General features: G+C 74.6%; 15 protein-coding genes and 1 pseudogene. 9 read left to right on the plus strand and 7 right to left on the minus strand.

Annotated features, from left to right (window positions below; translation table 11 throughout):
- Nucleotides 1-126 precede the first annotated feature (126 nt).
- Nucleotides 127-789 (plus strand): DUF4360 domain-containing protein, encoded by a 663-nt coding sequence (locus ACFY61_RS27035; RefSeq protein ID WP_389476016.1) that lies wholly within the window; start codon nt 127-129, stop codon nt 787-789.
- Nucleotides 790-888: 99 nt separating this feature from the next.
- Here ACFY61_RS27035 and ACFY61_RS27040 read toward each other — a convergent pair whose 3' ends face one another.
- Complete coding sequence (locus tag ACFY61_RS27040; RefSeq protein WP_389476018.1) at nt 889-1,299, minus strand: rodlin; 411 nt, start codon at nt 1,297-1,299, stop codon at nt 889-891.
- A gap of 304 nt (nt 1,300-1,603) precedes the next feature.
- On the opposite strand from ACFY61_RS27040, the gene ACFY61_RS27045 reads away from it, so the two are divergent.
- The gene (locus ACFY61_RS27045; protein WP_389476020.1) at nt 1,604-4,807 is read left to right on the plus strand and encodes a TIM-barrel domain-containing protein; all 3,204 of its coding nucleotides are present in this window, start codon (nt 1,604-1,606) and stop codon (nt 4,805-4,807) included.
- An 86-nt stretch (nt 4,808-4,893) separates the two neighbouring features.
- Here ACFY61_RS27045 and ACFY61_RS27050 read toward each other — a convergent pair whose 3' ends face one another.
- Nucleotides 4,894-5,877 carry a nucleoside hydrolase gene (locus tag ACFY61_RS27050; RefSeq protein ID WP_389476022.1) on the minus strand — a complete coding sequence of 328 codons (984 nt, stop codon included), beginning with the start codon at nt 5,875-5,877 and terminating at the stop codon, nt 4,894-4,896.
- Nucleotides 5,878-6,034: 157 nt separating this feature from the next.
- Nucleotides 6,035-7,429 (minus strand): NADP-dependent succinic semialdehyde dehydrogenase, encoded by a 1,395-nt coding sequence (locus ACFY61_RS27055; protein WP_389476024.1) that lies wholly within the window; start codon nt 7,427-7,429, stop codon nt 6,035-6,037.
- Nucleotides 7,430-7,559: 130 nt separating this feature from the next.
- Here ACFY61_RS27055 and ACFY61_RS27060 point away from each other — a divergent pair, with 130 nt between their 5' ends.
- The 5 genes from ACFY61_RS27060 to ACFY61_RS27080 all read left to right on the plus strand — a co-directional run bounded on the left by ACFY61_RS27060 (nt 7,560) and on the right by ACFY61_RS27080 (nt 11,288).
- Nucleotides 7,560-9,296, plus strand: a complete 1,737-nt coding sequence (locus ACFY61_RS27060; RefSeq protein ID WP_389476026.1) for a serine/threonine-protein kinase — start codon at nt 7,560-7,562, stop codon at nt 9,294-9,296.
- A gap of 85 nt (nt 9,297-9,381) precedes the next feature.
- Entirely contained in the window at nt 9,382-9,555 is a 174-nt protein-coding gene (locus ACFY61_RS27065) for a CsbD family protein (RefSeq protein ID WP_389476028.1), read from the plus strand.
- A 13-nt stretch (nt 9,556-9,568) separates the two neighbouring features.
- Nucleotides 9,569-10,252, plus strand: a complete 684-nt coding sequence (locus tag ACFY61_RS27070) for an HAD family hydrolase (protein ID WP_389476030.1) — start codon at nt 9,569-9,571, stop codon at nt 10,250-10,252.
- 9 nt (nt 10,253-10,261) lie between these two features.
- Nucleotides 10,262-10,837, plus strand: coding sequence for a putative glycolipid-binding domain-containing protein (locus ACFY61_RS27075; protein ID WP_389476032.1), 576 nt, complete (start codon nt 10,262-10,264; stop codon nt 10,835-10,837).
- A gap of 46 nt (nt 10,838-10,883) precedes the next feature.
- Nucleotides 10,884-11,288, plus strand: a complete 405-nt coding sequence (locus tag ACFY61_RS27080) for a MarR family transcriptional regulator (protein ID WP_389476034.1) — start codon at nt 10,884-10,886, stop codon at nt 11,286-11,288.
- Here ACFY61_RS27080 and ACFY61_RS27085 read toward each other — a convergent pair.
- Entirely contained in the window at nt 11,285-12,139 is an 855-nt protein-coding gene (locus ACFY61_RS27085) for a polysaccharide deacetylase family protein (RefSeq protein WP_389476036.1), read from the minus strand. The two genes, ACFY61_RS27080 and ACFY61_RS27085, sit on opposite strands and share 4 nt — an antisense overlap.
- A gap of 100 nt (nt 12,140-12,239) precedes the next feature.
- Between ACFY61_RS27085 and ACFY61_RS27090 the strand changes: the two are divergent.
- Nucleotides 12,240-13,993: pseudogene (locus tag ACFY61_RS27090) on the plus strand (FAD-dependent monooxygenase).
- A gap of 86 nt (nt 13,994-14,079) precedes the next feature.
- On the opposite strand, the gene ACFY61_RS27095 reads toward ACFY61_RS27090, so the two are convergent.
- Nucleotides 14,080-15,261: a S8 family peptidase gene (locus ACFY61_RS27095; protein WP_389476038.1), complete on the minus strand. Its 1,182-nt coding sequence runs from the start codon at nt 15,259-15,261 to the stop codon at nt 14,080-14,082.
- 223 nt (nt 15,262-15,484) lie between these two features.
- Here ACFY61_RS27095 and ACFY61_RS27100 point away from each other — a divergent pair, with 223 nt between their 5' ends.
- Entirely contained in the window at nt 15,485-17,545 is a 2,061-nt protein-coding gene (locus tag ACFY61_RS27100; protein WP_389476040.1) for a prolyl oligopeptidase family protein, read from the plus strand.
- Here the strand turns inward: ACFY61_RS27100 and ACFY61_RS27105 are convergent.
- Both ACFY61_RS27105 and ACFY61_RS27110 read right to left on the minus strand, forming a co-directional pair.
- Nucleotides 17,539-18,057: a nucleoside deaminase gene (locus ACFY61_RS27105; protein WP_389476042.1), complete on the minus strand. Its 519-nt coding sequence runs from the start codon at nt 18,055-18,057 to the stop codon at nt 17,539-17,541. The genes ACFY61_RS27100 and ACFY61_RS27105 overlap by 7 nt on opposite strands.
- A gap of 239 nt (nt 18,058-18,296) precedes the next feature.
- Nucleotides 18,297-18,524, minus strand: coding sequence for a hypothetical protein (locus tag ACFY61_RS27110; protein ID WP_389476044.1), 228 nt, complete (start codon nt 18,522-18,524; stop codon nt 18,297-18,299).
- Nucleotides 18,525-18,626 lie beyond the last annotated feature (102 nt).

Genomic DNA, 18,626 nt, shown 5'->3' on the forward strand with positions numbered 1-18,626 from the left:
CGGGGCGGGGGGCCGTGCGAGTGGTCGGTGGGCGACCTGCGGCGTGGGTCCCGGCCGCCCGGCCGCCCGTCGGCTGCACTGATCTGCGCTGTTCCCCTCCGTACGGGCTACCGAAAGGGATCTCACGTGTTCAGATCGGTGTTCACCGGCGGCGCGGCCGTCGCGCTCCTCGCCGCCGCCCTGGCTCCCACGGCGGGCACCGCCGCCGCCAGCGGGACCGACAACCCGGCTGGCCAGGTCACCATCGACCTGGCGACCGTCAACGGTTCCGGCTGCCGCCCCGGCAGCACGAGCGTGGACGTCGCGCCCGACAACTCGGCCTTCACCGTCACCTACAGCGAGTACCTGGCCCAGGTCGGCAAGGACGCCAAGCCGACCGAGTTCCGCAAGAACTGCCAGCTGGGCCTGCGCGTGAACGTGCCCCAGGGCTTCACCTACGCCATCGCGAAGGTGGACTACCGCGGTTTCGCCAGCCTCAAGGACCAGGCCTCCGGCACGCAGCGGGCCGGCTACTACTTCCAGGGCATGTCCGGCACCGACCGCCGCAGCCACACCTTCCACGGCCCGCTCGAAGGCAACTGGCAGGTCACCGACACCACTCCGGTGCAGTCCCTGGCCTACGCCCCCTGCGGGGAGAAGCGGAGCTTCAACATCAACACCGAGCTGCTGGTCGACGCCGGTGACTCGGACGTCACGAGCACCAACAGCTTCATGACCATGGACTCCACCGACGGCAGTTTCAGCACCGTCTACCACTTCTCCTGGAAGGAGTGCACGGTCCGCCGTTGACCCACCCCGGCGGTCCGCAGACCGCCGCGGCGGGGGATCCGGGGCCTCCTGGGCACTCGCGCAGGCGGCAGGGGGCCCCGGACCGGAAGGGGGTGGTGATCAGCTGCCCGCGGACAGGTTGCCCGACAGCACCGGGATGTTGCTGAGGATGTGCGAGAGCGGCTCGTCACCCTTGGCCTGGGTGGAGTTCTCGGTGCACTGCTGGTTCATCGGGTTGGACAGGACGTTGATGTCCTGGACACCGACGTTGACGAGGGCGATCAGCGACTGGGCGTTGACCTTGGCAGGCAGGCCGATGCAGGGCTTGTTCAGGGTGCCCTGGACCAGGCTGAGCTGGGGGCTCATGGCGCCCTCGGTCTTCTGGTTGCCGTAGATCTGCTGGGCGCCGTTGCCGTTCAGCGTGTTGATCCCGTTGTCGTTGCCGATGGCCATGGCCGGGGCGGCGACAGCGGCTCCGGCACCCACGACGGCGGCGGTGGCGGCGGCGGTGGCCATGATCTTCTTGAGCATCATCAATCCTCTTGGTTCGCACGAGTGCCCGTGGCCGGGCCCCCTGATCAACTGGGCCGGGCCGTCCTGGTTGCGCACTGTCACCCGAACGGCCCCGGGCGGGGCGCCGTGATGACGGGAAACGGCCGCACTCCGTGCTCGGAGTTGCTTGGACTCGGCCAGTTCCGAGCAACTCCCTTCAGGAAGGGCTCCAGGCGCGCTATGTTGCCATGCGCATGCCACGAGCACGGGCGCGCCGCGACCACCGCGCCGCTCGGGCGCCGTGCCGCAACCACCGTGTCGGGAACGCACAAGGAGCCGCCCCATGAGACGTGGTCACGCAACCCTCCGCCCCGCCCGCCTCCGCCCCGCCCTCTACCGCCGGGCCCGCACGCGGTACGCCGTCCTCGTGGCCGTGGCCGCCGCCCTCGCCACGGCACTCTCCCTCACCGCGCCCGCTCCGCCCGTCGCCGCCGCCCCCGCCGCGACCGCCGGGTCCGTCACCGGGATCAGCCGTACCGGCAACACCTTCACCCTCACCACGACCACCAGGGCCAAGGTCCGCCTGGTCTTCGCCCGCGCGGACGTCTTCCGGATCTGGACGTCCCCCGACGGCACCTTCGCCGACGACCCGGCCGGTTCCGACCTCGCGGTCACCACCGACTTCGGCGGCGTGACCGCCACCCACACCGACGCCGGCACCCACCACCGCATCGCCACGGACGCCGTGTCCGTCCGGATCCGGAAGTCGCCCCTGACCTTCGCCGTCTACCGCGCCGACGACGCCACCCCGCTGTGGCAGGAGTCCCAGCCCACCTCCTGGAGCGGCGGCCGGACCACCCAGTACCTCGCCCGCGGTGCCGACGAGCAGTTCTACGGCACCGGGCTCCGCCTGGGGGAGTGGGCGCTGCGCGGCCGGACCGTGCCCGTCGCCGTGGACAACCGGTGGCGCGAGAACGACAACGCCAGCCCGGCCCCGTTCTACATGTCCACCAACGGCTACGGGGTGATGCGCAACACCTGGGCCCCCGGCTCGTACGGGTTCCACGCCCCCACCACCCTCACGCACGACGAATCCCGGTTCGACGCCTGGTACTTCGCCGGGGACTCGCCGAAGGGCGTCCTCGACGCCTACACCGACGTGACCGGCAAGCCGTTCCTGGCCCCGCTCTGGGGCTTCGAACTCGGCAACGCCGACTGCTGGAACGCCTCCAACCCCGACTACCAGGGCGACCACGGCCGGCCCGGGCACCAGACCACCCCTGACGTGGTCGGGTACGCCGCCGACGCCCGCGCCGCCGACATGCCCTCGGGCTGGTTCCTGCCCAACGACGGCTACGGCTGCGGCTACACCGCTCCCCTGAAGTCCACCGTGGACGCCCTCGCCGCCAAGGGGTTCAAGACCGGCCTGTGGACCTCCACCGGCCTCTCCGGCATCGCCGACGAGGTCGGCGTGCAGGGCAGCCGCGGCGTCAAGACCGACGTGGCCTGGATCGGCAGCGGCTACGAGTACGCGTTCGACGGAGTGCGGCAGGCCGTCGAGGGCATCGAGCGGAACTCCGACGCCCGCCGCTTCGTCTGGACGGTGGACGGCTGGGCCGGTACCCAGCGCAACGCCGTCGTCTGGACCGGTGACACCCACGGCACCTGGGACGACATGCGCTGGCACGTGCCCGCCATCGCCGGCGCCGGGCTCTCCGGCCTCAACTACGCCGCCGGCGACGTCGACGGCATCTTCGGCGGCAGCCCGAAGACGTACGTGCGCGACCTCCAGTGGAAGGCCCTCACCCCGGTCTTCATGACCATGTCCGGCTGGGGTGCGACCAACCCCTCCGCCGGCTACCAGGACAAGCAGCCCTGGCGGTTCGCCGAGCCGTACCGGTCCATCAACCGCAAGTACCTCAAACTCAAGATGCGGCTGATGCCGTACCTGTACACGATGAGCCGCGAAGCCCACCGGACGGGCGTCCCCTCCACCCGCGCCCTGGTCCTGGAGTACCCCGGGGACCCGGTGGCCCGCGGCAACCTCACCAGCGGGCAGTTCATGGCCGGCGACTCGCTGCTGGTCGCCCCCGTGGTCTCCGACACCACCGTCCGCGACGGCATCTACCTCCCGGCCGGCACCTGGACGGACTACTGGACCGGCAAGACGTACGCCGGACCCGGGTGGCTCAACGGCTACCACGCCCCGCTGGACACCCTCCCGCTGTTCACCCGGGGCGGCGGCATCGTGCCCATGTGGCCGCAGATGAACCACACCGGCGAGAAGCCCGTCACCACCCTCACCTACGACATCCACCCACGCGGGAACTCCACCTTCACCCTCTACGAGGACGACGGCATCACCCGCGCCCACCGGACCGGCGCCTACGCCGAACAGCGGGTCGACGTCACCGCCCCGGCCGCCGGGACCGGCGACGTCACCGTCTCCGTCGGCGCCTCCACCGGCGAGTACGCGGGCAAACCCGCCGCCCGCGACTACGAGTTCAGCCTCCGCGTGGCCGCCGCACCCGCCGGCGTGACCTCCGCCGGCGCGCCCCTGCCCGCCCACGGCTCCAAGGCCGCCTACGAGGCCGCCGCCACCGGCTGGTACTTCGACCCCGCCGACCGCTCCGGCGTCCTGTGGGTCAAGGCCGGCCGTCAGTCCGGCGCGTTCACCCTGAAGGCCGCCGGCACCACCCTGCCCGAGGCCGCCGCCCTGCCCGGCTCCGCGGCCATCCCGCGGACGGGCTGGAGCGTCGTCCACGCCGACAGCCAGGAGACCGCCGCCGAGAACGGCGCCGCCGCGCGCGCCGTCGACGGTGACCCGGCCACCTTCTGGCACACGGCCTGGTCCGCCGCGCCCGCCCCGCTCCCGCACGAGATCCACATCGACCTCGGCGCCCGCTGGACCGTGGACGGGGTCGGCTACCTGCCACGGCAGGACGGCGGGGTCAACGGCCGGATCGGCGACTACGAGGTGTACGTCTCCGACACCACCACGGACTGGGGCGCCCCCGTCGCCACCGGCACCCTGCCCGACACCGCGTCCGCCAAACAGCTCCCGCTCGCGGCCAAGACCGGCCGCTACCTGCGGCTGAAGGCCCTCACCGAGGCCGGCGGACGCGGCCCGTGGACGAGCGCCGCGGAGATCACCGCCACTGGCCGGGCCGCCCCCGCGCCCACCGACGCCGCCCTGGTCAACACCGCGTCCCGCTCCTGCGCGGACCTGCCGCACAGCGCCACCGACCCAGGCACCCAGCCCACCCTGTACACCTGCCACGGCGGGCCCAACCAGCGGTGGACGCTCCGCCCCGACGGGCTCCTCACCGGCCTGGCCGGGGTCTGCCTGGACGGCTCCGGCAGCACCGTCACCGTACGGCCCTGCACCGGCGGCCCCGCGCAGATCTGGCAGCAGGGCCCGCAGAACAGCCTGCGCAACGAGGGCCGGTGCCTGGCCCCCGTGGGCGCACAGACCGCTGACGGAACCCGGCTGACCCGGGCCGTCTGCACCGGGGCCACCACCCAGCAGTGGTCCTTCACCCCCTGACGGGCGGCTGCCCGACGGACACCGCCCGGCCGCCGGGCGGGCGGTGTCCGTACCCTCAGGTGTCCGTACCCTCGGTGTCCGTGCCCTCAGGCTTCCCGGGCCCCCGGGTCCCCCGCGTCCTCCGCCGTACGGGCCGGGCCGCCCAGGGCCGCGACCGCCGCGACCAGCCGGTCCCAGAACGCCTCCACCTCCAGGCCGACCGCGACCTTCGCGTTCACCGGCCGGTCCAGGTAGCGGTGCGGGTCCACCACCGTGGCCCCGCGCGTGAACTCCCCCCGCAGCTCCACCGCCACGCTCGCGTCCACGCAGTGCACCAGCTGCGGGTCGATCACCCGGGCCACCGCCACCGGATCGTGCACCGGCGGGTGCGGGAACCCCCACAGCCGCCGGTACGTACCGGCGAAGTACGTCAGCAGCTCGACGCAGATCCGCCCCAGCTCGGTGCCCAGCCCCTCCAGCCGGGCCAGCACCTCCGGCGTGGCCAGCGCCTGGTGGGTCACGTTCAGCCCGCACATGGTCACCGGCACTCCGCTGCGGAACACGATGTCCGCGGCCTCCGGGTCGACGTGCACGTTGAACTCCGCGGCGGGCGTCCGGTTCCCCCGCTCCGTGGAGCCGCCCATCAGCACGATCTCGCGGATCCGGCCGGCCACTTCGGGATACCTGGTCAGCAGCAGCGCGATGTTGGTCAGCGGCGCGGTCGGCACCAGGGTCACCGGTTCCGGGTGCTCGCGCAGGATCCGGTGGATCAGCTCCACCGCGTGCTCCGGCACCACGTCCACGCGCGGCTCCGGGAACCCCGGCCCGTCCATCCCGGACGCCCCGTGCACGTCCTCCGCCACCCGCAGCGGCTCCACCAGCGGCTTCGCGCAGCCCGCCGCGATCGGCACCCCGGTGATCCCCGCCACCGTGCACACCCGGCGCGCGTTCAGCGTGGTCTTCCGCAGCGTCTGGTTGCCCGCGACCGTGGTGATCGCCAGCAGGTCGACCGCCGGGTCCCCGGCCGCAAGCAGGATGGCCAGGGCGTCGTCGTGCCCGGGATCGCAGTCGATGATGATCGGCACGGGCACGGCGGGTCTCCCTCGGCGGTCGGTCGTCGGACGGCACCGCGCCCGGAGCGCCCCGCGCGGGCGGCCCGGAAACGGATCTCCGTATCCCGGACTATCCTGCCGACGCGACCCGCGGCAAGGGTGCCGGACGCGCCACCGGGAACCGGCCCGGCCCCGCCTAGTCGGCCGCCCGCCACACCGTGGTGATGTTGCAGAACTCGCGGATGCCGTGCCCGGACAGCTCCCGCCCGTACCCCGAACGCTTGACGCCGCCGAAGGGCAGCGCCGGATGCGAGGCGGTCATCCCGTTGACGAAGATCCCGCCCGCCTCCAGATCGCGGACGAAGCGGTCCACGTCCTCCTCGCGGCGCGTCCACACGTTGGAACTCAGCCCGAACGGCGTGTGGTTGGCCCGCTCCACCGCCTCGTCGAGGTCCGCCACCCGGTAGAGCGTGGCCACCGGACCGAACGTCTCCTCCTGGTCCACCCGCATCGCGCCGGTCACCTCGGAGAGCACCGTCGGCTCGTAGAACCAGCCCTCTTCGCGCCCGGGCGGCCGCCGGCCGCCGCACAGCACGGAAGCGCCGTGCCGGACCGCGTCGTCGACCAGTTCCTCCAGGTCGGCCCGGCCCCGCTCGGTGGCCAGCGGCCCCACGTCGGTGGCCTCCTGCATCGGGTCGCCCACGGTCAGCGCCGCCATGCCCGCCGTGAAGCGCTCGGCGAACTCGTCGTACACGTCCGCGTGGACGATGAACCGTTTCGCCGCGATGCAGGACTGCCCGTTGTTCTGCACCCGCGCCTGCACCGCCGTCCGCACCGCCCGCGCCACGTCCGCCGAGGGCATCACCACGAACGGGTCGCTGCCGCCCAGCTCCAGCACCGTCTTCTTGACCTCGTCACCGGCCACCGAGGCCACCGCCCGCCCGGCCGGCTCGCTGCCCGTCAGCGTCGCCGCGGCCACCCGGGGGTCGCGCAGCACGCCCTCCACCGCGCCGGACTCGATCAGCAGGGTCTGGAAGCAGCCGCGCGGGAACCCGGCGCGGTGGAACAGCTCGCCGAGGTAGAGCGCGGTCTGCGGGACGTTCGACGCGTGCTTCAGCAGCCCCGTGTTCCCCGCCATCAGGGCCGGCGCGGCGAACCGCACGACCTGCCACAGCGGGAAGTTCCACGGCATGACCGCCAGCACCACCCCGAGCGGCCGGTACCGGGCCCGGACCACCGACGCCCCCGCGTCGCGCACGTCGGCCTCGGCCGGCTGCTCGTCCGTCAGCAGCCCCTCCGCGTGCGCGGCGTACCAGCGCATCGCCTTCACGCACTTGGCCGCCTCGGCCCGGGCCGCCGCCAGAGGCTTGCCCATCTCGGTCGTCATGGTCCGGGCCACGTCGTCCGCGTCCTCCTCCAGCAGCGCGGCCGCCCGCAGCAGCAGGTCCGAGCGCCGGGCGAAGGACGTGGTGCGGTAGTCGGCGAACGCCGCCGAGGCCTCCGCGAGGCACTGCTCGACGCCCTCGGCGCCGAGCGGATCGAACGTGCGCTCCGTACGGCCGGTGGTCGGGTTCACGGTGGCGATGGGCATCTCGGCGTACCTCCTCGGCGCGGGCGGCCACCTCGACCCTGCCCGTTCCGCCACCGGCCCGCAACGGGAGGGGGCCGCCCCGGCGGACCCGTGTGCGGAGTCCGCCACCGACGGCTCTACGATGCCGCCCATGAACACCAGTGAGGACGGCAGAACGGTCGTCGACGGGCGCTTCGAGCTGATCGCCAGGCTCGGCAGCGGAGGCATGGGAACCGTCTGGAGGGCCCGGGACACCGCCCTGCAACGCGAGGTCGCCCTCAAGGAGGTCCGTCCCGCCGACCCGGCCGCCGCCGAGGCCGATCCCGCGCTCGCCCGCCACCTGCGCGACCGCGCCGTGCGCGAGGCCCAGGCGCTGGCCCGACTGGCCCACCCCAACGTGGTCTCCATCCACCACATCGTCGAACCGGCCGACGGTTCGCACCCCTGGATCGTGATGGAACTCGTCCAGGGCGGCTCCCTGCACGACCGCATCGCCAGCGGCCCGCTCCCGGTCGGCGAGGTCGTCCGCATCGGCCTGGACGTGCTCGCCGCGCTGCGCGCCGCCCACGCCGCCGGGGTCCACCACCGCGACGTCAAGCCCGCCAACATCCTGCTCCGCCCCGACGGCAGCGCCGTCCTCACCGACTTCGGCATCGCCGCCCTGCGCGAGTCCACCAGCCTCACCGCCACCGGCGACCTGATCGGCTCACCCGAGTACATCGCCCCCGAGCGGGTCCGCGGCCAGGAGGGCGACCCCGCCTCCGACCTGTGGTCCCTCGGCATGACCCTGTACGTCGCGGCCGAGGGCGCGCACCCGCTGCGCCGCGACACCGCGCTCGCCACGATCGTCGCCCTCCTGGACGAGCCGATCCCGTACCCGGCCCGGGCGGGGGCGCTCGCGCCCGTGCTGACGGAGCTGCTGGTGCGCGACGTCCGGGCGCGGCCCGACGCCGCCCAGCTGGAGCGCAGGCTGCGCGAGCTGGTGTCCGGCTCGCCGTCCGTACCGGCGGGCTACGGCCCGGCGACCCCGTTCGGCCCGCCCGCGAACCCGTACGGCGGCACGCCCACCCCGCCGCCGCACGCCCACGCGGCACCGCCGTACCAGGCGCAGGCGCACGCCGCGCAGGCCTTCGCGCCGCCCGGCGCCGGGACCACCGCCCTGTCGGGCGCCGGAGTGCCGCCGCGCCCGGGCCGCCGCCGGCCGCTGCTCGCCGTGCTGCTGACCGCCGTCCTGGTGGCCGGTACCGCCGCGGCGGTGCAGAACTGGCTCCCGGACGGCGACGACGGCGGCAGCGGCGGGCAGAGCCAGGGGAAGGCCCCGCAGGACCAGACCCAGGGCCAAGGCCAGGACCAGGCCCGGCAGCCGACCGGCGGCGCGTCCCCCTCCACCGGCGGTTCCGCCGCCACGCCGGCCCCGTCCACCCCCGACGCCACCCAGCAGGGCAGCCTGCACACCCCGGCGGGCGCCCGCGCCATGGTGGCCGCCCTGCGCGAGGCCACCGGGCGCGGTGACACCACGCGGCTGACCGTCTACCCCACGTACGCCGCGGCCGACGTGCCGGTCAAGGACCACCCGACCGGCTACCAGAGCTGGAGCTACCGGGAGGGGGCCGCGACCAAGGGCATCATCAAGGGCGCCATCCAGTCCGGCACCGTGCCCGTGCAGCTGGACAAGGTGAACTGGGACGCGGTGCCCGGCCTCCTGAAGCAGGCCGACTCACGGCTCGCAGTCAAGAACCCCACCAGCCGCTACCTGATCGTGGCCCCCGACCCGATCGACCGCTCCGCGGCGCGGCTGATGGTGTACGTCTCCAACGAGTACGGCGAGTCCGGCTACCTGCAGTGCGACCTCACCGGGCGGGTGCTGCGGGCCCAGCCGCACTCCTGAGCGCGCCGGCGCCCGAGGTGTAATCCGCTCCCCACGGGGCACCCGCGCCGGTGACGTACCGACCGACGCGGAAGGGTGGACCGCCATGGGCAAGGCCAAGGCGAAGGCCGAGCAGATCAAGGGCAAGCTCAAGGAGGCCGCCGGCCACGCGATGGGCGACCGCCGGATGAAGGCCGAGGGCAAGGCCGAGCAGCTGCGCGGCAAGACCCGCGAGGAGCTGGACCGGGCCACCGATGACCTCAAGAAGGACACCCGCTGACCCGGGGCCCGCGATGAACCGCGCCGCCTTGTTCGACGTGGACGGCACCCTGGCGGACACCAACCACCTGCACGTCACCGCATGGTGGGAGGCGCTCCGCCAGGCCGGGCACACGGTGCCCATGCACGCCGTCCACCGCGCCATCGGCCTGCCCGGCGAGGACCTGCTGGAGCACCTGCTCGGCGAGGACCGCGACCGGGCCGGCGACGGCCGGATCAGCACCGGCCACGACACCCTGTACGCCACCTGGTTCGACCGGCTGCCGGCCCTGCCCGGCGCCGGCGACCTGCTGCGCGAACTCGCCTCCGCCGGATGGCGGGTGGTCCTGGTGACCTCCGCCAAGGAGCGCGAACTCGACGCGCTGCGCGCCGCCATCGACGCGGACGAGGCCATCACCGAGACGGCCACCTCCGACGACGTGGAGCAGGGCAAGCCGGCCCCCGACCCGATCCTCCACGCGCTGGACCTCGTCGGCGTGCCCGCCGGCGACGCGGTGTTCGTCGGCGACTCCGTCTGGGACATGCGGGCCGCGCGGCACGCCGGCGTGACGTCCGTGGGCCTGCTCTGCGGCGGCATCCCGCGGGCCGACCTGGAGGAGGCCGGGGCCGCCGCCGTCTACGACGGCCCGGCGGACCTCCTCGCACACCTGGCCGAGAGCCCCTTCGGCACCCGGGCGGCACCTCCCGCCACCGCCTAGGCTCGGCCCATGAGCACCGCACCCCTCGTCCGGACCTGGGAGGTCCTCCCCAGTCGCGGCTACTCCACCGCCTGGGCCGAGCTCACCCCCGACAACCTCGCCGCGCGCGGCCGCGCCTTCGGCCTGCTGCCCGAGCCGTACTGGCTGGCGTACGAGCTGGAGACGGCCCCCGGGTTCGTCACCACCCGGCTGCGGGTCACCGTCGAGTCCGCCGCCCGCACCGGCTCGCTGGACCTGCGGCACGACGGCGACGGCCACTGGACCGTCAACGGCGCCTCCCGCCCCGACCTGGACGGCGCCCTCGACTGCGACCTCGGCCTGTGCCCGCTCACCAACACCATGCCGGTGCTGCGGCACGCCCTGCACCGCGAACCGGGGTCCGGCCCGCGGGACTTCCTGATGGCCTGGGTCTCCGTCCCCGACCTGGCGGTCAGCCCCAACCACCAGACGTACACCCACCTGGCCCGCGCCGAACACGGGGCCCGCGTCCGCTACGAGTCCGGGACCTTCCGCAGCGACATCGAGTTCGACGACGCCGGCCTGGTCCTCGACTACCCCGAACTGGCAACGGCCCTGACGCGCTGACGGTGGGCCGAACCCGAACCCGGGCCGGGTGCCTGGAGTCCGGTGCGTGCGGCGGCTCGCCAACAAGTGCCGCGTCGCCGTCGACCGCGCGGTGGCCCCGCTGGGCCTCACCCACGCGCAGTACTCGCTGGTGGCTTCGCTGTACGGCATGCAACGCGCCGGAGAGCGCCCCAGTCAGCGCCGGCTCGCCGACCACACCGGCCTGGAGGCCCTGTACGTCTCCAAGCTCGCCCGCGCGTCGGAGGCGGCCGGCCTGGTCGACGGCGACCGGCTGCGCCCCACGGACGCCGGGCGCGAGCTGATCGCGGTCACCGCCGCCGAGACCGCTCCGCTCACCGGCCGGATCCGGGGCGGCATACCCGCCGCGGACCTGGCCGCCGCCGGTCGCGCACTCGCCCTGTCACCGAGCGCGCGGAAGCGGAGCTCGCCGCACAGGCCGGCTGACGGCTAGGCGGCCGGCGTGCCGGGCGTCAGGAGCGTGCGGAGGTCGACCAGCTCGTAGCCGCGGGCGCGGTACGCGTCGATGATGCGCGGCAGGGCCTCGGCGTCCAGTACGGGCTCCTGACCCCGGGGCGCGCCCACGTGCATCTGCAGGATCGCCCCCGGCCGCAGCGCGGCCAGCGCCCGGTCCACGGCCCGGTCCACCGTCATGCCGCCCGCCGCACCGAGGTAGCCGTTGGTGTCGGTGGTGAACTCGATGTCGGCGAAGCCCAGCTCGTTGACCTCGGTGATGTGCCGCGCGCTGGTCTCCCCGTACGGGAAACGGAAGAACGGCAGCGGCACCGCCCCGGAGGCGGCCCGGAGGGCCCGGTCCGCGTCCAGCACCTCCGCCCGCCGGCCGGCGGCCGTCAGGTCGGCGAAGTAGGGATGGCTGTAGGAGTGGTTCCCCAGGCCGTGCCCGGCCGCCGCGATGCGGCGGGCGGCGGCCGGGTGGCGGTCGGCGAAGTCCCCGGTCAGGAAGAACGCGGCCGGGGCCGAGCGCCGGGCCAGGACGTCCAGCACCGTGTCCAGCCCCTCCTCGTTCCACGCCGCGTTGAACGTCAGCGCCACCACCCGCCGGTCGGTCCGCATGGTCCGGTTCTCCGAACCGAACAGCGCCCGCAGGCCCTCCCCCTCCCGGACCGCCGCCGGGGGTCCCGCGACCGCGGGCGGCCCGGCCGCCGCGGGGGCGGCCGGGCCGCCCGCACCGAGCAGGGCGGCGGTCGCCAGCAGTGCCGCGGCCGTGGCCCGCGCCCACGTCGTCCTCGTCCTCGTCTGCGCATGCGTCTGCGCCTGCGCCCGTGTCTTCGTCGTGCGTCTCACTCCCGGGCCATCGGCAGCGCCCGGCCGCCGCTTGACCCGCCCCCACCCGGACGGCCCCGCCCCAGGCACCCGGTCGCGGCCCGCCGCCCCGCGCACGACCATGGGACGAGAGCCCGCCCCGGGAGGACCCTTGGCACCCACCGCGACTCCCCACCCCGCCGACGCCGACGCCTCCGCCACCGACGTCCTGGTCGTGGGCGCCGGCCCGGTCGGACTCACCGCGGCCGCCGAACTCCGCCGCCGCGACGTCCGGTGCCGCCTGGTGGACCGGCTCCCGGCCCGCCTCCCGTACGCCAAGGCCGTCGGCGTACAGCCCCGCACCCTCGAGATCTGGGACCGCATGGGCCTGGCCCGGACGGCGATGGAGTCCGCGGTCCCGCTCCTCGGCCAGTCCACGTCGACGGCCGGGAAATCGCCCGGATGGCCCTGTCGCTGCCGCCCGAAGTCCCCTACGGCTTCGCCGCCCTGCCCCAGTACGAGACCGAGCGCATCCTGGAGGAGTACGTCGCCGGCCTCGGCACCCCCGTCGAACGCGGCACCGAGCTGCTCTCGTTCGACCAGGACGCGGACGGCGTCACCGCCCGGCTCCGCACCGCCGCCGGCACCGACCAGGAGGTACGGGCCCGTTACCTGATCGGGTGCGACGGCGCGCACAGCACCGTCCGCAAGGCCCTGGGACTGGGCTTCGAGGGCGGCGCCTTCCCCGAGGAGTACATGCTCGCCGACGTCGAAGCCGACTGGGACCTGCCGTACGGCTGGGGCGTGCGCTCCACCCACCACGCCGCCGACGGCTCCACCGACGACGTGCTCGTCGCCATCCCGCTGCCCGGCCGCGGGCGCTACCGCATGTCCATGCGGGTGCCGCCCGAACTGTCCACACTGGGGCGCGGACCGCAGAGCGGCGGCGGTGCGGGCGGCGACGCGGGGGCGCACGGCCTGGAGGGCGGCCGCGCCCCCGAGCTGCCGCACATCCAGGCCGTCGTCGACCGGCTGGCGCCACGCCCGGCGACGGTCTCGCGGATGCGCTGGTCCTCGGTGTTCCGGATCAGCCACCGGCTGGTCGACCGCTACGGAGCGGGCCGCGTCTTCGTCGCCGGCGACGCCGCCCACATCCACCCGCCGACCGGCGCCCAGGGCATGAACACCGGCATCCAGGACGCCTGCAACCTGGCCTGGAAGATCGCCGCCGCGCTCCGCGAGGGGCCCGGCCCGGCGACGGCGCTGCTGGCCAGCTACGACGCCGAACGCCGTCCGGTGGGGGAGGAGGTCGTCGGCCGTACGGTCCGGCACGCCACCCAGGGCTACGAGGCCGACCCGGCGGACCCGCGGACCATCGTGCTCCGCGAGGCCCAACTGCTGGTGGGCTACCGCGACGGCCCGCTGTCCGGTCGGCCGTACGGCCCGCCGGACGCCCCCCAGCCCGGCGACCGGGCCCCCGACTGCGCCGGCCTCACCTCGCCCGTCGCCGCCTACCCGCTGCGGCTGCTGGACGTACTGCGCGGCCGGACCGGCCACGTCCTGCTGCTGTACGCCGACGGGGCCGACGAGGCGGCCCGCGCCGCGGCGGCGGCCGCAGCGTGGGCCGGGACCGGGAACGGCCGCGCCGACGCCGTCGCGGTCCTCGCCGGGCACGCCACCGGTCCCGCTGAGGGCGGGCCGGCGCCCGCTCCGACGGCAGACGGGTCCGCGCCGCTGCCCGTGTACCGCGACGCCGCGGGCGAGTTCGCCCGCCTCTACGGTACGGACGGCCCGACCGGGTTCCTCGTCCGCCCGGACGGACACCTGGCGGCCCGGTTCCCGCTGGACGGGGTGGAGGCCGCGCTGGCCGCCTACGCGGCACGCGGCGGCCGGTGACGGCCGGGCCCGGGCCCCTTCACCGCCGTCCGTTCACGCCCCGGTTCACGGCCGTCCGTTCACGCCCCGTCCACGGCCGCCCGCGCTCACAGCCCGTCGGTCTGGAGCAGGCGGCTGGGGGAGCTCTTCGAGACGACCAGCGCGTCGGTGACCGAGTGCTCGACCAGCCAGGCCGTCACCTCCGCCGGCGTGGCGGCGGGGTTCGCGGTGCGGTACAGCGCCGCCACGCCCGCGACGTGCGGGGCGGCCATCGAGGTGCCGTCCAGGGAGATGTTGCCGCCGCCGAGCCGGGCCGAGTTGATGGCCCGCCCCGGCGCGTAGAGGTCCAGGCACGGCCCGAAGTTCGAGAACTCGGTCTCCTGGTCGCGGGCGTTGGTCGCGCCGACCGTCACCACGTCGGCCGCGCCGGCGGGGGAGACGTCGCAGGCGTCGACGGCGTCGTTGCCGGCGGCGATGACGGGCAGGACGTTGCGGGCCGCGAGCTGGGTCGCGGCGTTGTTGACGGCGGTGCTCCGCGGCCCGCCGAGGGAACCGTTCAGTACGGCCGGCTGCTGGGCGTTGTCGGCCACCCAGTCCATGCCGGCGATGATCCCCGAGTAGGCGCCCCGCCCGTCGCAGCCGAGCACCCGCACGCTGACCAGGTCGGCCTGCCGGGCGACCCCGTACGTGCTGCCCCCGGCGGTCCCGGCGACGTGAGTGCCGTGACCGTTGCAGTCCGCCCCGGACTGCCCGTCGCCGATCGCGTCGAAGCCGAAGGAGGCCCGGCCGTCGAACTCCGGGTGATCGTAGTCGATCCCCGTGTCGAGGACGTAGACGCTCGCCCCGGCGCCGGTGCCGCTGACCTGGAAGTCGTGGTCCAGGGGCAGGTAGGGCTGGTCGATGCGGTCCAGGCCCCAACTGGCGGCCACCGCACGCCCGCTGCCCCGCGCCACCGGCGCGGCCGTCACCTGGGCGTCCTCCTCGACCGCGGCGACCCCGGGCAGTTTGCGCACCGCCTCCAGCTGCGCGGGGGTCAGCTTCGCCGCGTAACCCGAGAAGAGGGAGCGGTAGGTGAACAGAGGCTTCACCCCGGGGGTGGCCTTCTGCGCGAACGAGGACGCGTCCTGGCCCGTCTTGAGGGTGACGATGTACTGGCCGGGGATGGCCCGCGCGGACCGGGTCAGCGGCGCGGGCGTGGCGTCCCCGGACGGGGCCGCCGCCGACGGGGCGGCCGACAGGGGCACGGCGAGCAGCAGGGCGGCGGAAGCGGCGAGCGAGGACACACGCATGGACGGGCACTCCGATCGGGGCACGGCGGGACCGCCCCGGCCCGGCGACCGCGGACGGCGAGATCCCCGTCAACCAAGCACACCGGGCCGGTCCGGAACCGCTCCTGCGGGCCGTGACATGCCGACCACCCCCGACCGAACGCGCCCGCACGCCCGTCCGGGTGACCCGGCGGCCCCGGCGGGAGCATGGCGCCGTCCCCGCCGGATCGGCACAATCGGTGCGGTGAACGCGGTGAACGATGACGATCCGTACCTCTGGCTGGAGGAGACCGAGGGCGCGGCCGCCCTGGCCTGGGTGGCCGAACGCAACGCGGAGACCGTCCGCGTCCTCACCGCCGACCCCGGATTCCACGAGCTGCTGGGGGAGTTGCGGGAGGTCATGGACGACCGCCGGCGGATCCCCTACCCCGTCCGCCGGGGCCCGCTGCTCTACGACTTCCGGCAGGACGACGTACACGTGCGCGGCCTGTGGCGGCGCACCACGCCGGCGGAGTACCGCGAGGAGGAACCGGACTGGGAGCCGCTGCTCGACGTCGACGCCCTCGCCGCCGCCGAGGGCGTGGGCTGGGCCTGGGCCGGTGCCCAGGTCCTGTTCCCCGACTACGAACGGGCCCTGGTGATGCTCTCCCGCGAGGGGGCGGACGCCGTCACCGTACGGGAATTCGACCTGGCCGCCAAGGAGTTCGTGGAGGACGGGTTCACCGTCCCCGAAGCGAAGACCTCCATCGCCTGGATCGACCGCGACCACGTGTTCGTCGCCACGGGCACGGGCCCGGACGAGACGACGGCCGCCGGCTACCCGCGCACGGTCCGCCGCTGGCGGCGCGGCACCCCGCTCGCGGAGGCGGAGACCGTCTTCACGGCCGGTGCCCGGGACACGCTGGTCTGCGCCTGGTACGACCCCACCCCCGGCTGGGAACGCGAGTACGTCAGCCTGGTCCGGGACACCTGGCACGGCGAACTCCACCTGTCGGACGGCGACGACGGAGCCCTGCGCAGGCTGGACGTACCCGACGACGCCGACGCCCACGTCCACCGCCGGTGGCTGACCGTCACCCCCCGCTCGCCGTGGCTCGGGCACCCGGCGGGCACCCTGCTCGCCTTCGACCTCGCGGACTTCCTGGCCGGCGGCCGCGAACCGGCCGCCGTGGCCTTCGCGCCGGACGCGCGGACCGCGCTCACCGGGTACACGTGGACCCGGAACCACCTGGTCGTGGAGACCCTCACCGACGTCTCCACCCGCATCGAGGTCCTCACCCCCGGCCCGGACGGCGGCGCCTGGACCCGGCGCCCGCTCGCCGACGTACCGCCGCTGTCCACGGCATGCGTCACCGGCACCGACCCGTACACCGACGACGCGTACTTCCTCGACGTCTCCGGCCACCTCCAGCCGTCCACCCTCCACCACGGCGAGATCGGCGCCGCCCGCGCCGCCGAACCGGTCAAGCGCGCCCCCGCCCACTTCGACACCACCGGCCTCACCGTCCGGCAGCGGTTCGCCACCTCCCCGGACGGCACCCGCGTCCCCTACTTCGTCGTCGGCCCGGACCGGGAGACCCCCGGCCCCGTCCTGATGTACGGCTACGGCGGCTTCGAGTACTCCCTGACCCCCGGCTACTCCGGCGTCACCGGCCGCGCCTGGCTGGCCCGCGGCGGCACGTACGTCGTCGCCAACGTCCGGGGCGGCGGCGAGTACGGGCCGGCCTGGCACCAGGCGGCGCTCGGCGCCGGCCGGGCCCGCGCCTTCGACGACTTCGCCGCCGTCGCCCGCGACCTCATCGCCCGCGGCACCACCACCCCCGCGCAACTGGGCATCGAGGGATCCAGCAACGGCGGCCTGCTCACCACGGCCGCGCTCACCCGCCACCCCGAACTGTTCGGAGCCGTCGTGGCCGAAGTACCCCTCACGGACCTGCTCCGCTACGACCGGCTGCTCGCCGGCGCCTCGTGGACGGGGGAGTACGGAGACCCGCGGGACGAGGCCGACCGCCGCCACCTGGCGGCGCTGTCCCCCTACCACCGGCTCCGCGCCGACCGCACCTACCCGCCGCTGCTGCTGCTGACCTCGACCCGGGACGACCGGGTCCACCCGGCGCACGCCCGGAAGATGGCCGCCCGCATGCGGGAGATGGGGCACCGGGTGCTGTTCCACGAGAACACCGAGGGCGGCCACGCCGGCGCCACCACCACCGAACAGGCGGCCTGGAACGAGGCCCTGATCAGCACCTTCCTCTGGCAGACCCTGGGCCGGCCCGGCGAGCGGGCCGGCCGGGCCCGTCAGTAGTCGACGCGGTCCGCCCGGGCCAGCCAGGCGTCGAACGGCTGCCTGCGGCCGGGCAGCTCCAGCTGCTCGACCGGCATCGGCCACATCGACGCGGGCCGCTTCTCGAACAGGTCGTAGAACCTGCGGTCGTCGAACCCGGCCACCGCCGCGTCGTTCCGGTCGGCGGCGTACACGATCCGGCCGACGCGCGCCCACAGCGCGGAGGAGAGGCACATCGGACACGGCTCGCACGACGAGACCAGGACACAGCCGTCGAGCGAGAACGTCCCCAGCTCCCGGCAGGCCGCCCGCATCGCGCTCACCTCGGCGTGCGCGGTCGGGTCCAGGGTCGCGGTGACCCGGTTGTTGCCGACCGCGACGACCTCGCCGTCCTTGGCGACGAGGGCCCCGAACGGGCCGCCGCCGTCGGCCACGCTGGCCGTGGCCACCCGGATCGCCTCCTCCAGCCAGGCGCGCTCCGGCTCCCGGACGTCCACGGCCTCCGCCGTAGGCAACGAAATCTGATCAGTCATCAAAGACCCCCGTCTTGTGGTCGGCCGGCAGCAGCGTGCCCGGCGGACGCGCTGGATACACGCCAACCCCCGCCACTGCGTCGCGACTTGTGTGAGGAGTACACAGCCGCGTGGCCGAAACCGGTGAGGGGTCGAACATATGAAGAGGGGGGCGGACCCGCGACGGCTCTTCATAGTTTCACACAAGGAGTGGCCGGTTTCGTGACCGTGGCTTCTGATCAGCGAGCGGGGTGACGCCCTCAGGCGGGGGCCTGTTCCCGGGCCGGCCCGGAGCCGCCCTGCACCACGGAACGGAAGGCCGTCATACAGTCGACGCAGTAGTGCTCCACGACCCCGTCCGAACAGACGGCGGACTCCGGCAGCTCCGGCTGCCGTCCGCACAACGTGCCGGCAGCGGCCTCCTTGGCGAGGACGTGCCACAGCAGACCGCTGCGGTCGGGCGTCCATTCGGCGCACATCTGGTACATGGGCGTGCCCTTTCTCCTGAAGGGAGGCGGCCGGTGAAGGCCCCGCACTCCATGAGAGGGCCATTCGGCCGGAGGGGCCAACCGGCGTAGGCCGAGTGAAGG

The sequence above is a fragment of the Streptomyces sp. NPDC012888 genome (assembly GCF_042900645.1).
Classification (GTDB): domain Bacteria; phylum Actinomycetota; class Actinomycetes; order Streptomycetales; family Streptomycetaceae; genus Streptomyces.